General features: G+C 68.5%; 5 protein-coding genes and 2 pseudogenes. 4 read left to right on the forward strand and 3 right to left on the reverse strand.

What is annotated here, in order from left to right:
* The 4 genes and pseudogenes from odhB to lpdA form a co-directional block, all read left to right on the forward strand.
* Positions 1–748: pseudogene (gene odhB / locus AC2W7M_RS20680) on the forward strand (2-oxoglutarate dehydrogenase complex dihydrolipoyllysine-residue succinyltransferase); the annotation flags it as partial.
* Positions 749–763: 15 nt separating this feature from the next.
* Entirely contained in the window at positions 764–1015 is a 252-nt protein-coding gene (locus AC2W7M_RS20685; RefSeq protein ID WP_486134537.1) for a DUF4160 domain-containing protein, read from the forward strand.
* Positions 1012–1305, forward strand: coding sequence for a DUF2442 domain-containing protein (locus AC2W7M_RS20690; RefSeq protein WP_486134539.1), 294 nt, complete (start codon positions 1012–1014; stop codon positions 1303–1305). The genes AC2W7M_RS20685 and AC2W7M_RS20690 overlap by 4 nt, the downstream gene beginning before the upstream one ends.
* 22 nt (positions 1306–1327) lie before the next feature.
* Positions 1328–2730, forward strand: a pseudogene (gene lpdA / locus AC2W7M_RS20695) (dihydrolipoyl dehydrogenase).
* A 167-nt stretch (positions 2731–2897) separates the two neighbouring features.
* Here the strand turns inward: lpdA and AC2W7M_RS20700 are convergent.
* The 3 genes from AC2W7M_RS20700 to AC2W7M_RS20710 form a co-directional block, all read right to left on the reverse strand.
* Complete coding sequence (locus AC2W7M_RS20700) at positions 2898–3032, reverse strand: hypothetical protein (RefSeq protein ID WP_486134541.1); 135 nt, start codon at positions 3030–3032, stop codon at positions 2898–2900.
* Between the two features lie 153 nt (positions 3033–3185).
* Positions 3186–3617: a VOC family protein gene (locus AC2W7M_RS20705; protein ID WP_486134543.1), complete on the reverse strand. Its 432-nt coding sequence runs from the start codon at positions 3615–3617 to the stop codon at positions 3186–3188.
* Positions 3618–3691: 74 nt separating this feature from the next.
* On the reverse strand, positions 3692–4283 hold a 592-nt coding region (locus AC2W7M_RS20710; protein ID WP_486134545.1), incomplete at its 5' end, for a tyrosine-type recombinase/integrase.

Here is a 4283-nt window from a genome sequence, read left to right on the forward strand (position 1 = left end):
GCTCCGGCGCCGGCCGCCGCGCGCGCGCCGTCGAGCGCCGACGACGCCGCCCCGCGAAGAGCGGGTGAAGATGACCAAGCTGCGCCAGACCATCGCGCGCCGCCTGAAGGATGCGCAGAACACCGCCGCCATGCTCACCACGTTCAACGACGTGGACATGAGCGCGGTGATGGCGCTGCGCGCGCAGTTCAAGGATGCGTTCGAGAAGAAGCACGGCGTGAAGCTCGGCTTCATGGGCTTCTTCACCAAGGCGGTGATCGCGGCGTTGAAGGACATCCCGGCGGTCAATGCCGAGATCGACGGCACCGACATCGTCTACAAGAACTACTACAATATCGGCATCGCGGTCGGCACCGAGAAGGGCCTGGTGGTGCCGGTGGTGCGCGACGCGGACCTGCTCTCGGTCGCCGAGATCGAGAAGCAGATCGCCGGCTACGGCCGCAAGGCCCGCGACGGCAAGCTCGGCATCGACGAGATGCAGGGCGGCACCTTCACCATCACCAATGGCGGCATCTACGGCTCGCTGATGTCCACGCCGATCCTGAATGCGCCGCAGTCGGGCATCCTCGGCATGCACCGCATCGAGGAGCGCCCGGTGGCCATCAAGGGCCAGGTGGTGATCCGCCCGATGATGTACCTCGCTTTGTCCTACGACCACCGCATCGTCGACGGCCGCGAGGCCGTGACCTTCCTGGTGCGCGTGAAGGAGACCCTGGAGGACCCGGCGCGGCTCGTGCTGGATCTGTGAGGACGGGGCTGAGCGATGCCGACGGTGGCGGTGGTCGACGGGGTAAAGATCAAGTTTTACCCTAACGATCATCCGCCGCCGCATTTCCACACGGAGTTTGGCGAACACCGCGCGAGCATCCATATTCAGACCTTGCGGCTGCTGCGGGGGACACTTCCGGAGAGCAAGCGGCGCTCCGTTCTGGAATGGGCGTCCCAAAGAAAGGACCTGCTGACCGACACATTCGTGCGTGCGATCGAAAAACTGCCTTTGGAGCCCCTTCGATGAGTGAGCTACCCAGGATCGTCTCGGCCACCCCGGTCATCTATGGCGTTTTGAAGCTCGTCTTCACCGATGGCTACGAGGGCGTTGTCGATGTGCGTCCGATACTCGCGGACGGGGAGGTCTTCGCGTATCTGCGGCAAGATCCTAAGAACTTCGATGCCGTTTCCGTGTCCGAATACGGACATTCCATCTTCTGGCTCGACGACAGCGGCTACGAGATCGACTTCGGAGCCGACAGCCTGCGTCGGGATTGCGAAAAGCAGGCTGAAGTCCATCGGCTGATGGCTAGCTGAACCGCCAAGGAACGTCTCTCACATGTCCTACGATCTCATCGTCATCGGCACCGGCCCCGGCGGCTATGTGTGCGCCATTCGCGCGGCCCAGCTCGGGCTCAAGGTCGCGGTGGTGGAGAAGCGCGGCACCCATGGCGGCACCTGCCTGAACGTGGGCTGCATCCCCTCCAAGGCGCTGCTTTACGCCTCCGAGCTGTTCGAGGAAGCGGGCCACAAGTTCGGCGAGATGGGCATCGGCGTCCCGGCTCCCAAGCTCGACCTTCCCGCCATGCTGGCCTTCAAGGACCGCGGCGTGGACGGCAACGTGAAGGGCGTCGAGTTCCTGCTGAAGAAGAACAAGGTCGACGTCTATATGGGCGCCGGCAAGATCCTTGGCACCGGCAAGGTTGAGGTCACGCTCAATGCCGACGGCAAGGTCGAGGTGCTGGAGACGAAGAACATCGTCATCGCCACCGGCTCGGACGTCGCGCCCCTGCCGGGCGTGACCATCGACGAGGAGCGCATCGTCTCCTCCACCGGCGCGCTGAAGCTGCCCAAGGTCCCCGGCAAGCTGGTGGTGGTCGGCGCGGGCGTCATCGGCCTGGAACTGGGCTCGGTGTGGCGGCGCCTCGGCGCTCAGGTCACGGTGGTGGAATTCCTCGACCGCATCCTGCCCGGCATGGATTCGGACGTGGCCAAGTCGTTCCAGCGCATCCTCGACAAGCAGGGCTTCACCTTCAAGCTCGGCACCAAGGTCACGGGCGTCGACACCAAGGGCAAGACCCTGAAGGTCACGGTGGAGCCCGCCGCCGGCGCGCCGCCGAGGTGATCGAGGCGGACGTGGTGCTGGTCGCCATCGGCCGCATCGCCTACACCCAGGGCCTCGGGCTGGAGAAGGCGGGTGTCGCCAAGGATGCGCGCGGCCGCGTGGTCACCGACCACCACTTCGCCACCAACGTGCCCGGCATCTACGCCATCGGCGACGTGATCGTCGGCCCCATGCTCGCCCACAAGGCCGAGGACGAGGGCGTGGCGCTGGCGGAGCAGCTGGCCGGCAAGGCGGGCCACGTGAACTACGACGTGATCCCCGGCGTGGTCTACACCTTCCCGGAGGTCGCCTCGGTGGGCAAGACCGAGGACGAGCTGAAGGCCGCGGGCGTCGCCTACAAGGTCGGCAAGTTCCCCTTCACCGCCAACGGCCGCACCAAGGTGAACAACACCACGGACGGCTTCGTGAAGATCATCGCCGACGCCGCCACCGACAAGGTGCTGGGCGCCCACATCATCGGCCCCGAGGCCGGCGAGATGATCCACGAATGCGCGGTGCTGATGGAGTTCGGCGGCTCGTCGGAAGACCTCGCCCGCACCTGCCACGCCCACCCCACCCGCTCGGAAGCGGTGAAGGAGGCGGCCATGGCGGTGGAGAAGCGCGCCATCCACATGTGACGCCGCCGCCTGCGCAGAAAAAAACCCTCCGGCCAAGGCCGGAGGGTATGGAGGTCAGATGAACGTGCGCCCCGCCCCCGGGGGGCTGAACCTTCGGGGCAAGGGCGCGCCGTGATCCCTTAACGCGCGAGAGGCCCGGCGGTTCCCGCCGGTCGCGCGGTCGGCCGTCAGCTGCCCTTGTGGGTGCTTTCGGTCTGGGCGCTCTTGTCCTGGGCGCTGGCACAGCCAGAGCCGCCGGCGAAGGCGGGAGCGGCGACGGAGACGGCGGCGAGGGCGCAAAGAGCGAAGGCAAGGCGCTTCATCGGCAGGTCCTCCTGTAACGGAAACCCCAGCCTAACCCCGCCTGGCCGGCGCTGCGAAGCGCGCGGGACCGCGGCGGGCGCCTCAATTACAGGCAATTCCCGGCATTCTCACGCGGACGTGTACGGACCTCGGCGTCAGCTTGGCCGTGTGCATCACCCGCCATAGGTGACGGCTTCGATGCGCCAGCCGTCCGGGTCCATCAGGAAGGCGGCGTAATAGCCCGGCCCGTAATGGGGCCTCAGGCCCGGCGCGCCGTAGTCGGTGCCGCCCGCGGCGAGGCCGGCGGCGTGGAAGGCGTGAACCGCCGCCCGGTCCGGCGCGCAGAAGCAGACATGGGTGCCGGGCGGCGGCGTGAACACCGCATCGCGATACTGTACCCAGAACGGCGCCGCCCCCGGCATGCCCTCCGGTGCCGGCAGCGTGCCCGGCGGGCCCCAGCAGGCGGAGGCGCCCTCCTCCTCGTCATAGTCCGCCACCCGCACGAGGCCGAGCGGCGCCAGCACGGCATCGTAGAAGCGCACCGCGCGGGCGAGGTCGGCGCAGGTGAGCGACATGTGGTCGATGACGGGGCGGATGGCGGTCATGGCGGGGTCCGCAAGGGTTGAGGGCGCAGTTTGCGGTGGCCGTGCCGGGCCAGGCAAGAGGTCCTGCGCCCATCTCACGCCCGCGGGTGCGCTGCCCTGTAGGCGGCCATGAGCGCCGCCTGGTCCACCTGGGTGTAGATCTGGGTGGTGGAGAGCGAGGCGTGGCCCAGCAGCTCCTGGATCGAGCGCAGGTCGCCGCCGCGCGCCAGCAGGTGGGTGGCGAACGAATGGCGCAAGGCGTGCGGGGTCGCGCTCGCCGGCAGGCCGAGGGCGCCGCGCATGCGCTCCACCGCCGCCTGGACGATGCGCGGCGAGAGCGTCGCCCCCTTGGCGCCGCGGAACAGCGGGCCGTCCGTCCCGAGCGCATAGGGGCACAGCGCCACATAGTCGGCGATCGCCGTCCGCACCGGCGCGATCAGCGGCACCATGCGGGCCTTCCCGCCCTTGCCGAGGATCGTGACCTGGTCCGCGTCGCCCGCGATCATGGCCGGGGTGAACGACAGCGCTTCGGAGATGCGCAGCCCCGCTCCGTAGAGCAGGGCCAGCACGGCGGCGTCGCGGGCGAGGATCCAGGGTTCGCGGTCCTCCCCGGCGCGGGTTGCGGGGTCGGCGAGCGCGCGGGCGGCGTCCACGCCCACCGGCTTCGGCAGGCTCTTGCCCACCTTG

The organism is Xanthobacter sp. BG11Y11_SDJG (genome assembly GCF_057364445.1).